This is a genomic window from Pseudomonas sp. MIACH, from assembly GCF_001269925.1.
Lineage (GTDB): Bacteria > Pseudomonadota > Gammaproteobacteria > Pseudomonadales > Pseudomonadaceae > Aquipseudomonas.
Genome location: NZ_LHVO01000042.1, coordinates 27,113 through 41,668, shown reverse-complemented (window position 1 = coordinate 41,668; position 14,556 = coordinate 27,113). Strand labels below are relative to the sequence as shown.

The following is a 14,556-nucleotide window of genomic DNA, read 5'->3' as shown; positions in this document are numbered from 1 at the left end:
CTTGTGAACCGTCCGTTTCTTGTTGCGCAAATCAGCGACCTGCACCTTAAAGCCGGCCAGCGCCTGACGTATGGGGTGGTCGATACCTTGGGCGCGCTGCGCTGTGCCGTCGACCATTTGAACGCCAGTAAGCCTCGGCCCGATATCGTGGTGGTCAGCGGTGACCTGGTGGACTTCGGTCGCGCCGATGAATACGCCGTGCTGCACCCCGAACTCGCGCGCCTGCACATGCCGTGCTACCTGGTGCCCGGCAACCACGACACGCGCGGGCCGTTGCTCGAAGCATTCCGTGATCACGCCTATTTGCCGTCGTCGGCAGAGGGGCCGTTGGACTGGGTGGTGGACGAGCATCCGCTGCGCTTGATCGGCCTGGACTCGACTATTCCGGGTGGGCACGGCGGCCAGCTACTGGACAGCCAACTGCACTGGTTGGACGCGCAACTGGCACGACGCCCGGACGCGCCGACGTTGCTGATCCTGCACCATCCGCCGTTTATCAGCGGCATCGGCCATATGGACCGCGAACCCTTTATCAACGCTGCGGCGCTGGAAGCAGTTGTGTCTCGCCATCCGCAAGTGGAACGCCTGCTGTGCGGGCACCTGCACCGGCCGATGCAGCGACGCTTTGGCGGCAGCTTGAGTTGTGTGTGCCCCGGCACCTCCCATCAGATTGTGCTGGACCTGCAAGACGCCGCGCCCGCGCATTTCAACCTGGAACCGGCGGGGTATTTGTTGCATCGCTGGGATGCGCAACACGGCTTGATCAGCCACAACGGCGTGTTCGGGGATTACCCGGGGCCGTATCCGTTTTATGACGCTCATGGATTGATTGACTGAGGTTTACGGAGGTTTCACTTCACTCAACCAGCTAACTAAGCAACTGAGTAACTTAGCAACTAGGCAACTGAATAACCGTTAACGCCGCGGCCAACGTCACGTTTGGCCGACGGCATCCTGCTGCCCATTTTTTGCGCCCGGAACTTGGATTCCGCGCCGGAGTTCGTCCTGATGAAAGCCACGTTGAATGTATTAAGTGTATTGACCGGCGGCCTGGGCATTGCCCTGAGCCCCTTGGCGTCTGCTGACTTTTTGAGCGACAGCAAAGCCAACTTGAGCATGCGTAACTTTTACTTCAATAACGACAACCGCGACGGCACGGCGGCACCGTCGAAGACCGAAGAGTGGGGCCAGGCCTTTATCCTCAACTACCAGTCGGGCTTTACCGACGGCACCGTCGGCTTTGGCCTGGACGCCATCGGCATTCTCGGCGTGACCCTCGACAGCAGCGCCGCGCGCCATGTCGGCAGCTCGATGATCCCCACCGAAGACGGCAAGGCCACGGACAACTGGGCCCGTGGCGGCGCCACCGCCAAGGCGCGGTTTGCCAAGACCGAAGCGCGCTACGGCTACCTGCGCCCGAACCTGCCGATCCTGGTGAGCAACGACGGCCGCCTGTTGCCGCAGTCGTTCGAAGGCGGGCAAGTCACCAGCAAGGACATCGACAACCTGACCCTGGTCGGCGGCCAGCTTGAGCACACCACCGGTCGCGGCTCCAGCGACCGCAGTGGCCTGGCAGCGGCGGGCGGTACCCAGGAAAGCAATAAATTTACCTACGCCGGTGCGGACTACCAACTGACCAAGGACCTGATGGTCCAGTACTACTACGCCAACCTCGAAGACTATTACCAACAACACTTCGCCGGGTTGATCCACGTATTGCCGTTGGGCGAATACGGCTCATTGAAAACCGACCTGCGCTACTTCAAGACCAGCTCCGACGGTAAAAACAGCAGCGCCGCCGGCCGTGCCGAAGGCTACAAGCTGGGCGGCTATACCAAGAACGGTAACGGTGAAATCGACAACAACACCTGGAGCGCCGCGTTCATCTACTCCCTGGGCCCGCACGCGATCACCGCCGGCTACCAGCAAGTCTCGGACGACAGCAACTTCGCCCAACTCAACCAGGGCGGCCTGGTGAACAAAGGCGAGGGCGGTGCCAGCCTGTACCTCTACACCGACCGCACCGTGCAGACCTTCATCCAGGCCGGCGAACGCACCGCCTTCGCCCAGTACGCCTACGACTTCGCGTCGCTGGGTGTACCCGGCCTGAAGGCCTCGGTGATGTACCTCAAGGGCGAGCACATCCTTACCACCAGCGGCAACGACGCCAGCGAGTGGGAGCGCGACATCTCGTTGGATTACGTGGTGCAGAGCGGCACATTCAAGAACGTCGGGTTCGGCTGGCGTAACGGCGTGTCACGCAGTGAAGTAGCGCGGGACCAGGACCAGAATCGGGTGTTTGTGAGTTATTCGATTCCGTTGATGTAGCACCGCTGAGCCCCTCACCTCTGTAGGAGCGAGCTTGCTCGCGAAAAACGTCAACGATAACGCGCCTGTTCAGAATGCCAGCGGTGTCCTTGGGTTCTTCGCGAGCAAGCTCGCTCCTACAGGGGGGCTTGCTCACGCCACCCGGTTCCTGCCCGCGCCCTTGGCCTCATACAAGCGCATGTCCGCGCGCTTGAGCAATGCCAGGGAGTCGCGGTCAGAAGGCTCTGCCACGCCCACGCCGATACTCACCGTGACCTGGCCCACGGTCGGGAACTTCGCGGCCGCCACGGCCGCGCGGATTTTTTCGGCGACCACGTCGGGGCTGTCCGGCTCTTCGACTTCCGGCAGCAGCACGGCGAATTCTTCCCCGCCATAACGCGCGACGAAGTCGGTGGCGCGCGTGGTGTTTTCTATCAGTGCCGCGAGTTGGCACAGCACATCATCGCCAACGGCGTGGCCGTAGGTGTCGTTGACGCGCTTGAAGTAGTCGGCATCGATCAGCAGCAGGGCAAAGGTGCGGCCGGTACGCTGGAACAACAGGCTGTTTTCGGCGAGTTTCTCGTCGAAGCGGCGCCGGTTGAACACGCCGGTGAGGGCGTCGTGGGTGGCCAGCTTGAGCAGGTCGGCGTTGGCCTGGGTGAGGTCGGCGGTGCGTTGCGCCACGGTAGCTTCCAGGGACGCGTTGGCTTCTTGCAGTTCGCGTTCCTTGGCGAGCAGCGAGTGCATCATGCCGGTGAGCGATTGCCCCAGTTGGGCGATCTCCAGCACCGGGTGTTCCTGGGGAAAGACCGCGCCGGGCTGATGGTCCTGCACCTGTTTGGCGGACCTGGCCAGGCGCTCGATGGGACGGCTGAGTGATGAGGCAAGGTAATACGCGGCCACGACAAAGCTGATCGCGGCCAGCAGCCCGAGCACCAGCAATTTGTCCAGCAGGCTGCGCGCCGGTTGCAGGGCCACGTCCAGCGGCTGGCGCACCATGATGTACCAGCTCACCCGCGCGTTGGACGGGCTGGGCACGGCGACCGAGGCGGTGACGTAGCCGTTGCCTGTGAACCAACCGGTTGGCGTCACCAGTTTGTCCTTAGGCATTTGCTCACCGGCGAGGACTTCGGGGTAGAGCACCTTGCCATCGAAGTCGACAATCAGCGCTTCAACGTTGGGTATGGCGTCTTTTTGCGTTACGGCGGAATCGACGATCTGTGTCACCCAGCGCCAGTGGGCATGAGCGCCCAGCACGCCGATCGTCTCGCCACGGGCATTGTGAATCGGTGCGGCAAAGTCGATAAAGCGCAGCGGCTCGCCATTCGCCGCGCCGGGCAGCAGTTTGGCCAGCAACACCGCCTCGTGGGGATCGCCGGTGTACTCGCCGCGCAGGCCGGCCTGGAACCAGGGGCGTTGCTGCACCGATTGGTTGACCAGCAGCCCGTTGACCGCCTGGCGCACACGCCCCTCGGCGTCGGCAACCCCCATCCACGCGTACTCGGCGCGCGATTGCGTGCGCAGTTCCATCAAGGCCAGGATATCCGGCGCATCCAGGTCACCACGGCGAAACAGCGGGGCCTTGCTGAGCAAGGACACTTCCAACTGCCGTTCGCGCAATTGCACAGCCAACAGTGCCGCCGTCGAGCGCGCAGTGCTCAACAGCGTGTTGCCACTGGCCTGTTTCATCTGCTCAGTGGCGATGTGCCCCACGTAAAAACCCACGCCCATCAAGATGAGCAGCGATAACCCGGCAAACCACAGGGTCAGGTGACTACGCAGGCTGGCTTTGATCATGAGTGCTCATTTGAAGGGTTATTTCGGGCCATGGTATGCGTAATAGATAGGCCGCGACCAGCGGTGGGTTGACCTGATCAGGGCTATCAACATGAGAAAATTTTGTGATCGTCTGGAATAAAATGAGTTTGTCTCACTATGCTCGTGTGTCGACAATGGCTGCCATTGAATACCTACTCTGGAGTTGTAAGTCATGGCAGTCGCTCATTCCCTCGGATTTCCGCGCATTGGACGCGATCGTGAACTGAAAAAAGCGCAGGAAGCGTTCTGGAAGGGCGAACTTGACGAAGCCGGCCTGCGGGCCGTCGGCCGTGAATTGCGCAAGACCCACTGGGATCTGCAGAAACAGGCCGGTATCGAGTTGCTGCCGGCCGGCGATTTTGCCTGGTACGACCAGGTGCTGACCCACTCGCTGATGTTCGGCGTGATTCCCGAGCGTTTCCGCCCGGCCGACGGCAACGCCACCCTGCACACGTTGTTCGCCATGGCCCGGGGCGTCAGCGACAGCTGCTGCGGCGGTGCCCATGCCCAGGAAATGACCAAGTGGTTCGATACCAACTACCACTACCTGGTGCCTGAATTCAGTGCCGACCAGCAGTTCCACCTCGGTTGGGACCAACTGTTCGACGAAGTTAAGGAAGCCCGCGACTTGGGTCACACCGTCAAGCCGGTGGTGATCGGCCCGCTGACCTACCTGTGGCTGGGCAAGGCCAAGGGCGGTGACTTCGACAAGCTCGACCTGCTTGAGCGCCTGCTGCCGTTGTACGGCCAGATCTTCCAGCGCCTGGCCGACCTCGGCGTGGAATGGGTGCAGATCGACGAGCCGATCCTGGTCCTCGACCTGCCGCAGGAATGGAAGAACGCGTTCGAGCGTGCCTACAACCTGATCCAGCGTGACCCGCTGAAAAAACTGGTGGCGACCTACTTCGGTGGCCTGGAAGAGAACCTCGGCCTGGCCGCGAACCTGCCGGTGGATGGCCTGCACATCGACCTGGTGCGTGCGCCGGAGCAGTATCCGACCATCCTCGACCGCCTGCCCGCTTATAAAGTGCTGTCCCTGGGCGTGGTCAACGGCCGTAACGTCTGGCGTTGCGACCTGGAAAACGCCCTGGCCACCTTGCAGCACGCCCATGAAAAACTCGGTGATCGCCTGTGGGTGGCGCCATCCTGCTCGCTGCTGCACAGCCCGGTGGACCTGGGCCGTGAAGACCAGTTGGATGCCGAGCTGAAAAGCTGGCTGGCGTTCGCTGTGCAGAAGTGCGCCGAAGTGGCGGTGCTGGCGCAAGCCGTCAACCAGCCTGAAGCGCCCAACGTCCTCGCCGCCCTGGCCGAAAGCCGCGCCGTGCAGGCTGCCCGCGCTGCCTCGCCGCGTATCCACAAGCCTGCGGTACAGGCGCGTGTGGCGGCGATTACCCGCCAGGACAGCCAGCGCCAGTCGCCGTTTACCCAGCGTATCGAGCGCCAGCGTGCCGGCCTGAACCTGCCATTGTTCCCGACCACCACCATCGGCTCGTTCCCGCAGACCGCGTCGATCCGCCTGGCGCGTCAGTCCTACAAGCAGGGCAAGTTGAGCCAGGCCGAATACGTCGAAGCCATGCACAGCGAGATTCGTCACGCCGTCGAGGTGCAGGAAAACCTCGGCCTGGACGTGCTGGTGCACGGTGAAGCCGAGCGTAACGACATGGTCGAGTACTTCGCCGAGCAGTTGGACGGCTACGTGTTCACCCGTTTTGGCTGGGTGCAGAGCTACGGTTCGCGTTGCGTGAAGCCGGCGGTGATCTTCGGCGACCTGAGCCGCCCGAAGGCGATGACGGTGGAGTGGATCCGCTATGCCCAAGGCCTGACCCGCAAGGTGATGAAGGGCATGCTGACCGGCCCTGTGACCATGCTGATGTGGTCGTTCCCGCGCGAAGACGTGAGCCGCGAAGTGCAGGCCCGCCAACTGGCCTTGGCGATTCGCGACGAAGTGGTTGACCTGGAAGCCGCCGGCATCCAGATCGTGCAGATCGACGAAGCCGCGTTCCGCGAAGGCTTGCCGTTGCGCCAGGCGCACTGGCAGGGGTACCTGGACTGGGCCACCGAAGTGTTCCGCCTGTGCGCCTCGGGCGTGCGGGATGAAACCCAGATCCACACGCACATGTGCTACAGCGAGTTCAACGATGTGATCGAGTCCATCGCGGCCATGGATGCCGACGTGATCACCATCGAGACGTCACGCTCGGACATGGAGCTGCTGGATGCGTTCGAAGCTTTCGCGTACCCCAATGACATTGGCCCAGGCGTCTACGACATCCACTCACCACGCGTGCCGGATGCCTCGGAAATGGCCAACCTGCTGCGCAAGGCCGCCCGGCGGATTCCTGCCGAGCGCTTGTGGGTAAACCCGGATTGCGGGTTGAAGACGCGGGGGTGGCCGGAAACGGAAGCGGCGTTGATCCATATGGTCACCGCAGCTCGCCAGCTACGGGCTGAGTTGGCTTAACACCGTACTAAGGGTGGGAGGGGGTAAGCCCTCCCACATTTAATCCATGTCAGGTCAGAGGTATTTAAGCCAGGCCAGGTCGCGCCGCCGCGCTTTGAGCGCGGCGAACCAGCGCACCGGCGGGTAGAGCGCCAGGGGTAATACCAGGGCCATCAGCCACACCGCGCCCATGCTGTCGAAGCCAAAGTAGTTGCCATGGTTAAGGCCAAACAGCGCCACACAGGCGACATACAGCACTTTCAGCACATACAGGTGCAGCAGATAAAAGAACATCGGCACCGAACCAAACACCGCCAACACGCCGATCCAGCGTCGATGCCCCGCGCGTTCAAACGCCAGCAACAGCAACAACCCAATTCCCAGCGTCAATGCCAGGAACAACAGCGAAGGCGGGTACTTGGTGACGTTGAAAAAACTCATCAGCGTCTGCATGCCGCTGTCATACGTCTGCCAGGGCTTCTCGCCGTAGCCATTGAGCGCACGCAACAGCACAAACCCCACCAACGCACTCACACCGCCGACCAGCAAATAGCGCTGGCGCACGGCAGGCAGCGTGGCATTGGCAAACCACGGGCCCAGGCCGTAACCGAGGGCAATCACGCCGATCCACGGCAGCACCGGGTAAGTCGTGCGCAGGCGCAGGGTGTCAGACACGTCAATCCAACTGCGTTCATGCAGGATCGTCCACGGAATATGCAGCGCCGAGCCTGGATCGAAATGCAGCCCATCCAGCAGGTTGTGCCCGCCGATGATCACCAGCGCCAGCACGATCAACAGCGGGCGCGGCAACCACACCAGGGCGGCGAGGGCGAGCATGCTGATGCCAATCGCCCAGATCACCTGTAGATAGATCACGCTGGGCGGTATCTGGAAGGTCCAGGCGAAGTTGACCAGGGTGAGCTCCAGCACCACCAGGAACAACCCGCGCTTGAACAGGAACGCCGACACATCGCGGCGGCCCTGGTATTTCTGGCCGTATAAAAATGCGGACAAGCCGGTGAGCAGCACAAACACCGGCGCACACAGGTGGGCGAGGGTGCGGCTGATAAACAGTGCGGGTTCGGTGCTGTCGATGCTCATGGGATCGCTGACTTGCCGATGCAACAGGAAGGTCTCTCGCACGTGGTCGAGCAGCATGAACAGGATCACCAGCCCACGCAGGGCGTCGATGGAGAGCAGGCGTTGGCGCAGGGGAACGGCATCGGTCATGGGCGGAATCACAGGGCAGGGTGGAAAATTGGCGTTATCTTATAACAATAAGCAGCCGCTTGCCGCGACGCTCTAAAGCCCGACGCAAATCAATGTGGGAGGGGGCTTGCTTCCACATTGATTCGCCCAGATCGTGGATTCTGATACCGTCAGTGAAATCGTTTTCGTAGGCCCTCAGCATGAGCACCCCCCAAGCCGTCATCGACTTCTGGCAGCACGCCGGTCCCAAACGCTGGTTCGCCAAGGACGATGCCTTCGACGCAAACTTCCGCGAGACCTTCCACGCTACCCACCTGCAAGCCGCCCGGCGTGAGTTGGAAGGCTGGCTGGATTCAGCCGAAGGCGCCTTGGCCTTGCTGATCCTGCTCGACCAATACCCACGCAACGCCTTTCGCGGCACCGCGCACATGTTCGCCACCGACCCGCTCGCGCGCCTGTATGCCCAGCGCATGGTGGACGCCGGGCTCGACCAGCAGGTTGAGCCGGCATTGCGGGCGTTCTGTTATTTGCCGTTCGAGCACTCGGAAGACCCAAAAGACCAGCAACGCTCCTTGACCCTCAACCAGCAGCTGGATGCCAACACTTACCGCTGGGCCAAGGAACACGCGCAGATCATCGAGCGTTTCGGGCGTTTCCCCCATCGTAATGCGGTGCTGGCCAGGGTCACCACGGCTGAAGAACGCGCGTTTCTGGACCATGGCGGGTTTGCCGGTTAACCCGGTATTCCGCCCAGGAATGCCCCCATAAAAACCGCGCATTGTCTTTCTTGGCGTGCATCTCGTAGCGTAGGGCTTCACCCAAGGAGCCCGTTATGAACCAGCCCCCGTTGCGCCTCTACGTTGATTCGCTCTACACCAGCCCGTACGCGATGTCGGTGTTCGTTACCCTGCGGGAAAAAGGCCTGGCCTTCGACCAGGTCACCCTGGACCTCGACGCCGCGCAGAACCAGACGGCCGACTTCGCCCACCTGTCCCTGACCCAGCGCGTGCCGACCCTGGTAGAAGGCGATTTTGCCCTGTCGGAATCCTCCGCGATTACCGAATACCTGGACCAGGCCTACCCCGAGATCAGCGTGTATCCTGCCGACCCAAAACAGCGGGCGAGGGCGCGACAGGTACAGGCGTGGCTGCGCAGCGATTTGCTGCCGATCCGTCAGGAACGCTCGACGATGGTGGTGTTTTACGGGCAGAAGATGCCCCCACTGACCGCCGTGGCTGAAGCGGCTGCTGCCAAGTTGATCAATGCGTCGCAGGCGCTGCTGGCGGGTAATCCGCCGTACTTGTTCGGTGAGTGGTGCATTGCTGACGTGGACTTGGCGGTGATGCTCAATCGTCTGATTCTTAACGGTGACAGCGTGCCCGCCGAGCTGGTGGCCTACGCACAACGCCAATGGCAGCGGCCGTCGGTGCAGGAATGGGTCAACCAGCCACGTCCTGCGCTGTAGCGTTTGCAGTCATTTGCGCCACGCGCCGGTCCAGGTCTTCCCAATCGGCCATGCCCAGCACCCGGGTGGTGTTCAAGCCACGCAGGTAACCGCGCAATTGCTGGGCACTGGCGTGCACCTGGTCGGCCTCTGACGCCTCATCCAGCAGCACCTGTTCATAGTCGACCAGGTAGTCGGCGACCCGCTCACGAAACTCCGGCAAGACGGCTTCGCGGATGCGATCGAAGGTTTTTTGGTGGGGCTTCATGGCGGGATCCTTATAGATTTTATGTGAGCACTATCGCTTCAGATAATAGTCACCATCACGCAACGCAAGTTCTGTTTTTGCAGGGAAAGCGCAAAATTGCCCCATCGAGACGCTGTTCAAGGAAATGCGCGATGAGGACGATTATTCAGCTTGGTTTAATGATTCTGATGCTCGCCACGGTGGTGGTGAACAATGCAGCCATCGCCGATGAACTGCGTGCAGGCCATTTGCTACCTATCGTCGGTAGCGTAAACTCCCTGCAGCATGCGCAATCGGTGGGCGTGTTGTTAAGCGATAACACCCGCGACAACCTCAGCTACCTTGAACGCTACCACGACATGGCCATGAACGGCGCCAAGAATGCCCTTGACGGGCGTATCCGCGAGGCGTTCGTCAACAGTTCCGACCCGGAACTGGCGATTGATTGGTTGATGAGCTCGCTGCAGGGAACCTTTCTGTCGGTGACGGTCTACGACAACCTGGATGCCCTGGTGCAGGCTCACCCGGATGTGGTGGTGATGCTCGATACCCATAACCAACTGCTGACCCAGCGTAACGATCAGGTCGAGGCGCGTTTTATTGCGCGGTTCTATGACGCCGATCTGCAATACATCGCCAAGGCCGAAGGCTCCGTGCGCAAGCAGCTGCCATCGGTGTGGGTGCACGACAAGGCCGCACCGGAGATTGCCGCGCGGATCGAGCAGCAGCGGGATGTGCAGCTCGACGCCCTGAAGCAGTTCGATGCCTCGCTCAAGGCGCTGGTGCGTGCGGGTTGATGTGAACCTTTATTTTTATACTCAGGATTTTTTCATGCGCTCTTTTTTTGTACCGGCCGCGGCCCTGATGCTGGCCGGTTGTGTTTCCGCCCCCAACGACCCGACCTTGATCCTGCAAACCAGCAAGAGCCCGGAAGTCTATGTGCAATGCGTGCTCCCCAAGCTGGAAAAACACGGGATCACCTCCACCGTGACACAGAACTCGCGCCACGCCAGGCTGGTGTTGACCAGCAAGATTGCCGCCGATGACGTGCTGGAAGTCTACAAAGCCGGGGACGGCGGCAAAGTGTTTTTGTATGAGCGCAAGCCGCTGGCGTCGACCATCACGCCGTCGCGGCTTGAACAGGTTGCGCAGGACTGCAGATAACCAATGTGGGAGGGGCTTGCGCCCTCCCACATTTATGTCTGCATAAAGCCTAAGGTCTGGCTTCGTTGCTGAAGCTGTTAACGGTTTTGACCAGCCCTTGAGCTGCCAATGCCACCAACTCCCCACCTTTCTCCACCGTCGCCAGCGCCGGGTCAGAGCCCATGCGGCCGTCGGGGAAGCGTGCGCGGAAGTCCAGGGCCTCACGGATCGGCCCGGTGTTGGCGATTTGCGGGGAGTAGTCGGCCGACTTGATCGCGTGCGGGTACGCCCACTGCGTCACCGCAATCTCCGAAGGCGTCGCATGGCTGCCATGGCCCACCGGGAATTGGCGGTGCGCCAGGTCAGTGACGCCTTCCAGGTCCCACCAGTTCACCAGCTTCAGCGCAAACCCTGCAGGGCGGCGGCCAAAGCTCGCCTCGGCGTACAGCTCGGAAAACGCCGCTTCAATCGTGGCGATATTGCCGCCGTGACCGTTCAGAAACAGGATCTTGTCGAAACCATGCCCGGCCAGCGAGCGCACCCAGTCGCCAATCGCAGCGATAAAGGTGGAAGGGCGCAGGGAAATGGTGCCGGGAAAGCCCAGGTGATGCTGGGCCATGCCGATATTGAAGGTCGGACCGATGAGAATGTCGGCGTGCTTTTGCGCCTCATGGGCGATGATTTCCGGGCACATCCAGTCGGTGCCCAGCAGGCCGGTGGGGCCGTGTTGTTCGTTGGAGCCGATGGGGATCACCACCGTACGGCTGCGTTCCAGGAACTGCCCGATCTCGATCCAGGTCGATTGATGTAGAAGCATGCGAAGCTCTCTTTTATCTGTGGGGACAGGCTAACCGCCACGGATTGTACGACTACTCGCCACCTGTTGGGGTTTGCAATTGAGGTACGTCGAGGACTTCAACCAGCGCTGGTCGGGGTACCACGAAAACATGAACTGCCCATCCTTGAGCTTGTCCACTACCTGGCGCGCCACCTGCGGACGCACGGCCGGGCAACCCTGGCTGCGGCCGATGCGGCCTTCGCGCTTGCTCCACAGCGGGCTGACGTAGTCGGCGGCGTGAATCACGATGGCGCGGTCGCGGGCCTGATCGTTGAACCCCGGCTCCAGGCCGTCCATGCGCAGCGAGTAGCCATGGGTGCCGAGGTAGCTCTCCTGGGTGCGGAACAGGCCCAGGCTGGATTGATGGCTGCCTTCCAGGTTTGAGAATTGGGTGGCGAAGTTTTCCCCGGATTTGGCGCCGTGGGCCACCAGGTCGCGCAGCACCAGGGTTTTCTTGCGTAAATCGAAGATCCACAGCCGACGGGCGGTTGAAGGCTGGGAATAGTCAATCACGGCCAGGCGCTCGGAGCGTTCCTCGCCATTGTTGACAGCGCATTGCACGGCGTTCAGGGCGCTTTTGAGTACCGTGGGATTGAGTTCTGGAGCCGAGCGCGCCAGGCTGCTATACAAGGAAGGAGGGTTGCCATTGGCGGCGAGCGTAATAGTGCTCAGTAAAGCCAGGCCCACGGTGACCAAACCGAGGCGGCACATAAAAGTCAGCATCTACAGTACATCCCCCCACTGTGGATTGGAGCAAAGCTATTGTTCAAAAAACACGCATGTTACTTGAGCATTTGCCTGCTCGTTGCACCATTGGTCGCCGTAGCCGACGTGCTGCCGGTGGAGCCGTTGCCGGTCACCACGCCGGCGCCGGTCGAACTGGCCCCCGTGCAACAGGCGCTGGCGCAACTGTCCAGTGTCTGTCCCGGCCTTGCGGCGCAGATAGACGCCGCCGCGCAATTGCGTCTGCAAGCGTTCTACCAGCAGCAGGGTAATGGGCCGCTGTGGTCCGCCGATGGGCGTCGCGAGGCACTGCACACCCAATTGCAGCTGCTTGCCGACGACGGCCTGGACCCCACCCACTATAGTCTGCCTGCGACGGATGCCACGGCCAATGTGCTGTGCAGCGACATCGACATCAGCCAGCACTACCTGCAAGCCCTGCAGGATCTGCATTACGGGCGTCTGCAGCAATCGCGCTTCGAACCGTTGTGGCATTCACAGCCGCCGACCCGTGATCCCAACACCGAAGTGCTCGCATTCGCTGCCCTCGGCCTGCGCGACATGGCCCAAGCCTTCGACCAGGCGCGACCCAGCGCCGATCTTTATCGCAGCCTGCGCAACGCCTATGCCAGCGTCCGCCTGCAACCCTTGCCGCATTGGGATCCGGTCGGCAGCGGCCCGTTATTGCGTCCCGGCATGGACGACCCGCGCGTCCCGGAACTGGCCCGTCGGCTCCACAGCGGTGGCTACCTGTCTGCAGAACCCAAGGGCGCTGGCAAACAATACGGTCCGGAACTGGTCACGGCGGTGAAGGCCTTCCAGCTCAGCCACTCCTTGCAGTCGGACGGTGTGATCGGCGCCGGCACCGTGGCCGAACTCAATATCAGCCCGGCCATGCGCCGCGAACAACTGCGCATCAACCTCGAGCGTTTCCGTTGGCTGGCCCAGGACTTGGAGCCCGAAGGCGTGCTGGTCAATGTGGCCGCCGCGCAACTGAGCGTGTACCAGAGCGGCATCCCGGTGTGGCAAACGCGCCTGCAAGTGGGCCGCGCCGAACGCCAGACGCCGCTGCTCAAATCTCGCATCACCCGGCTGACCCTCAACCCCACGTGGACCATCCCGCCCACCATCATGCGCGAGGACAAACTCCCGGCCATCCGCCTCAACCCCGAGTACCTGCGCCAGCAAAACCTGCAGGTGCTCGACGCCGAAGGCCACCCGCTGGCGCCGGAAAATATCGACTGGGCGCGCCCCGGCAACATCCTGCTGCGCCAGGAGGCCGGCCCGCGCAACCCGCTGGGCAAGATCGTGATGCGCTTTCCCAACCCCTACTCTGTATACCTGCACGACACCCCCAGCCAACCGCTGTTCACCAAAGGCCCACGGGCCTTCAGTTCGGGTTGCGTGAGGGTCGAACAACCGTTACTGCTGCGCGACCTGCTGGTCAGCCCGGCCGAACGCGCGCGCACCGATGAACTGCTCGCCACCGGCGTGACCCATGAATTCAGACTCGCCACCCCGGTGCCGGTGCTGTTGGGCTACTGGACGGTGCAGGTCGATGGCCAGGGTGACCTGGTGTATGCGCCGGATATTTATGGGCGGGACTTGGTGTTGATGAAGGCGATGGGGAGTGTGCTCTGAGGCCCCCATTGCAGAAGCGGTTGATTGTTTCGTTAAGCCGAATCAGTTTCCCCTGTGCCTTTACCTCTGGATGAGACCTTATGCAGACCTCGCTGGATCATCTGGTTATTGTCGCGCCCACGTTGGAAGCGGGTGACGAGTTCGTGAGTCAGCGACTGGGTGTGCCACTTCAACCAGGTGGTTGTCATCCGCTTATGGGAACCCACAACAAATTGCTGCGACTGGGCCCGGATTGCTACCTGGAAGTGATCGCGGTTAATCCTGCGGCCCCGCCTGTGGATCGGCCGCGGTGGTTTGACCTGGACAGGCTGGCGCACAATGCTTCTGCTCGGCTGGCTCATTGGGTCGCGAAGACCGACACCTTGAAAACGCTTGACCCGATGCTGGCAACGCTCGTCGGCCAGGCGCAGCCGATGAGTCGAGGGGAGTTGCGTTGGGATATTACAATTTCAGCAGACGGCAAACTGCCTTTGGAGGGAGCCGCGCCCAGTTTGATTAAATGGAGACAGCCGGCACACCCTGCGACGATGCTTGAAGATAAAGGCTGCTTATTGCAAAACCTGGATATTTTTCATCCTGCACCCGAGAGGATCTATCACCTGCTGGATGCCATGAATTTTTCCGGGCCGGTGCGACTTCATCGGTGCGACAGCGTCGAGGCGTCACGTTTGGTGTCTTGTATCCAAACGCCAAGCGGCCTCATAAGTTTATAAGGTGCGTCTAGGGTAAACCCCAGGGCCAGGTGT

Annotated in this window: 14 protein-coding genes; 9 read left to right on the top strand and 5 right to left on the bottom strand. The window is 61.6% G+C overall.

Translation table 11 applies throughout. The annotated features are described in order from the left end of the window. Positions 1 to 3: 3 nt before the first annotated feature. Together AD670_RS16260 and AD670_RS16255 are read left to right on the top strand one after the other, a co-directional pair. On the top strand, positions 4 to 837 hold the full coding sequence (locus tag AD670_RS16260) for a phosphodiesterase (RefSeq protein WP_053134318.1): 834 nt from the start codon (positions 4 to 6) through the stop codon (positions 835 to 837). A 171-nt stretch (positions 838 to 1,008) separates the two neighbouring features. After that, positions 1,009 to 2,328 (top strand): OprD family porin, encoded by a 1,320-nt coding sequence (locus AD670_RS16255; protein WP_053134382.1) that lies wholly within the window; start codon positions 1,009 to 1,011, stop codon positions 2,326 to 2,328. 132 nt (positions 2,329 to 2,460) lie between these two features. On the opposite strand, the gene AD670_RS16250 is transcribed toward AD670_RS16255, so the two are convergent. Next, positions 2,461 to 4,104, bottom strand: coding sequence for a GGDEF domain-containing protein (locus AD670_RS16250; RefSeq protein WP_053134315.1), 1,644 nt, complete (start codon positions 4,102 to 4,104; stop codon positions 2,461 to 2,463). A 193-nt stretch (positions 4,105 to 4,297) separates the two neighbouring features. On the opposite strand from AD670_RS16250, the gene metE reads away from it, so the two are divergent. Next, positions 4,298 to 6,586: a 5-methyltetrahydropteroyltriglutamate--homocysteine S-methyltransferase gene (gene metE / locus AD670_RS16245; RefSeq protein ID WP_053134313.1), complete on the top strand. Its 2,289-nt coding sequence runs from the start codon at positions 4,298 to 4,300 to the stop codon at positions 6,584 to 6,586. Positions 6,587 to 6,640: 54 nt separating this feature from the next. Here the strand turns inward: metE and AD670_RS16240 are convergent, their stop codons facing one another. Further along, entirely contained in the window at positions 6,641 to 7,795 is a 1,155-nt protein-coding gene (locus AD670_RS16240) for a DUF1624 domain-containing protein (protein ID WP_053134310.1), read from the bottom strand. A 179-nt stretch (positions 7,796 to 7,974) separates the two neighbouring features. Here AD670_RS16240 and AD670_RS16235 point away from each other — a divergent pair, with 179 nt between their 5' ends. Next, complete coding sequence (locus tag AD670_RS16235; protein WP_053134307.1) at positions 7,975 to 8,511, top strand: DUF924 family protein; 537 nt, start codon at positions 7,975 to 7,977, stop codon at positions 8,509 to 8,511. A 95-nt stretch (positions 8,512 to 8,606) separates the two neighbouring features. Then, the gene (gene yfcF / locus AD670_RS16230; protein ID WP_053134304.1) at positions 8,607 to 9,239 is read left to right on the top strand and encodes a glutathione transferase; all 633 of its coding nucleotides are present in this window, start codon (positions 8,607 to 8,609) and stop codon (positions 9,237 to 9,239) included. Here the strand turns inward: yfcF and AD670_RS16225 are convergent. Continuing rightward, positions 9,214 to 9,486: a hypothetical protein gene (locus AD670_RS16225; protein ID WP_053134301.1), complete on the bottom strand. Its 273-nt coding sequence runs from the start codon at positions 9,484 to 9,486 to the stop codon at positions 9,214 to 9,216. The two genes, yfcF and AD670_RS16225, sit on opposite strands and share 26 nt — an antisense overlap. A gap of 131 nt (positions 9,487 to 9,617) precedes the next feature. Between AD670_RS16225 and AD670_RS16220 the strand changes: the two genes are divergently transcribed. Beyond that, positions 9,618 to 10,262 carry a hypothetical protein gene (locus tag AD670_RS16220; RefSeq protein WP_053134298.1) on the top strand — a complete coding sequence of 215 codons (645 nt, stop codon included), beginning with the start codon at positions 9,618 to 9,620 and terminating at the stop codon, positions 10,260 to 10,262. A 34-nt stretch (positions 10,263 to 10,296) separates the two neighbouring features. Continuing rightward, positions 10,297 to 10,629, top strand: a complete 333-nt coding sequence (locus AD670_RS16215) for a hypothetical protein (RefSeq protein ID WP_053134295.1) — start codon at positions 10,297 to 10,299, stop codon at positions 10,627 to 10,629. 49 nt (positions 10,630 to 10,678) lie between these two features. On the opposite strand, the gene AD670_RS16210 is transcribed toward AD670_RS16215, so the two are convergent. Together AD670_RS16210 and AD670_RS16205 are read right to left on the bottom strand one after the other, a co-directional pair. Further along, positions 10,679 to 11,425: a creatininase family protein gene (locus tag AD670_RS16210; protein WP_053134292.1), complete on the bottom strand. Its 747-nt coding sequence runs from the start codon at positions 11,423 to 11,425 to the stop codon at positions 10,679 to 10,681. A 30-nt stretch (positions 11,426 to 11,455) separates the two neighbouring features. Continuing rightward, positions 11,456 to 12,169: a murein L,D-transpeptidase catalytic domain family protein gene (locus AD670_RS16205; RefSeq protein WP_053134289.1), complete on the bottom strand. Its 714-nt coding sequence runs from the start codon at positions 12,167 to 12,169 to the stop codon at positions 11,456 to 11,458. Positions 12,170 to 12,208: 39 nt separating this feature from the next. Between AD670_RS16205 and AD670_RS16200 the strand changes: the two genes are divergently transcribed. Both AD670_RS16200 and AD670_RS16195 read left to right on the top strand, forming a co-directional pair. After that, on the top strand, positions 12,209 to 13,810 hold the full coding sequence (locus AD670_RS16200) for a murein L,D-transpeptidase (RefSeq protein ID WP_053134286.1): 1,602 nt from the start codon (positions 12,209 to 12,211) through the stop codon (positions 13,808 to 13,810). A gap of 80 nt (positions 13,811 to 13,890) precedes the next feature. Continuing rightward, complete coding sequence (locus AD670_RS16195) at positions 13,891 to 14,523, top strand: VOC family protein (protein WP_053134284.1); 633 nt, start codon at positions 13,891 to 13,893, stop codon at positions 14,521 to 14,523. Positions 14,524 to 14,556 lie beyond the last annotated feature (33 nt).

Coding starts and splice junctions, on each gene's coding strand:
- AD670_RS16195 (WP_053134284.1), top strand. CDS start 13,891: ATGCAGACCTCGCTGGATCATCTGGTTATTGTCGCGCCCACGTTGGAA.
- AD670_RS16250 (WP_053134315.1), bottom strand. CDS start 4,104: ATGATCAAAGCCAGCCTGCGTAGTCACCTGACCCTGTGGTTTGCCGGG.
- AD670_RS16225 (WP_053134301.1), bottom strand. CDS start 9,486: ATGAAGCCCCACCAAAAAACCTTCGATCGCATCCGCGAAGCCGTCTTG.
- metE (WP_053134313.1), top strand. CDS start 4,298: ATGGCAGTCGCTCATTCCCTCGGATTTCCGCGCATTGGACGCGATCGT.
- AD670_RS16255 (WP_053134382.1), top strand. CDS start 1,009: ATGAAAGCCACGTTGAATGTATTAAGTGTATTGACCGGCGGCCTGGGC.
- AD670_RS16235 (WP_053134307.1), top strand. CDS start 7,975: ATGAGCACCCCCCAAGCCGTCATCGACTTCTGGCAGCACGCCGGTCCC.
- AD670_RS16220 (WP_053134298.1), top strand. CDS start 9,618: ATGAGGACGATTATTCAGCTTGGTTTAATGATTCTGATGCTCGCCACG.
- yfcF (WP_053134304.1), top strand. CDS start 8,607: ATGAACCAGCCCCCGTTGCGCCTCTACGTTGATTCGCTCTACACCAGC.
- AD670_RS16215 (WP_053134295.1), top strand. CDS start 10,297: ATGCGCTCTTTTTTTGTACCGGCCGCGGCCCTGATGCTGGCCGGTTGT.
- AD670_RS16210 (WP_053134292.1), bottom strand. CDS start 11,425: ATGCTTCTACATCAATCGACCTGGATCGAGATCGGGCAGTTCCTGGAA.
- AD670_RS16240 (WP_053134310.1), bottom strand. CDS start 7,795: ATGACCGATGCCGTTCCCCTGCGCCAACGCCTGCTCTCCATCGACGCC.
- AD670_RS16205 (WP_053134289.1), bottom strand. CDS start 12,169: ATGCTGACTTTTATGTGCCGCCTCGGTTTGGTCACCGTGGGCCTGGCT.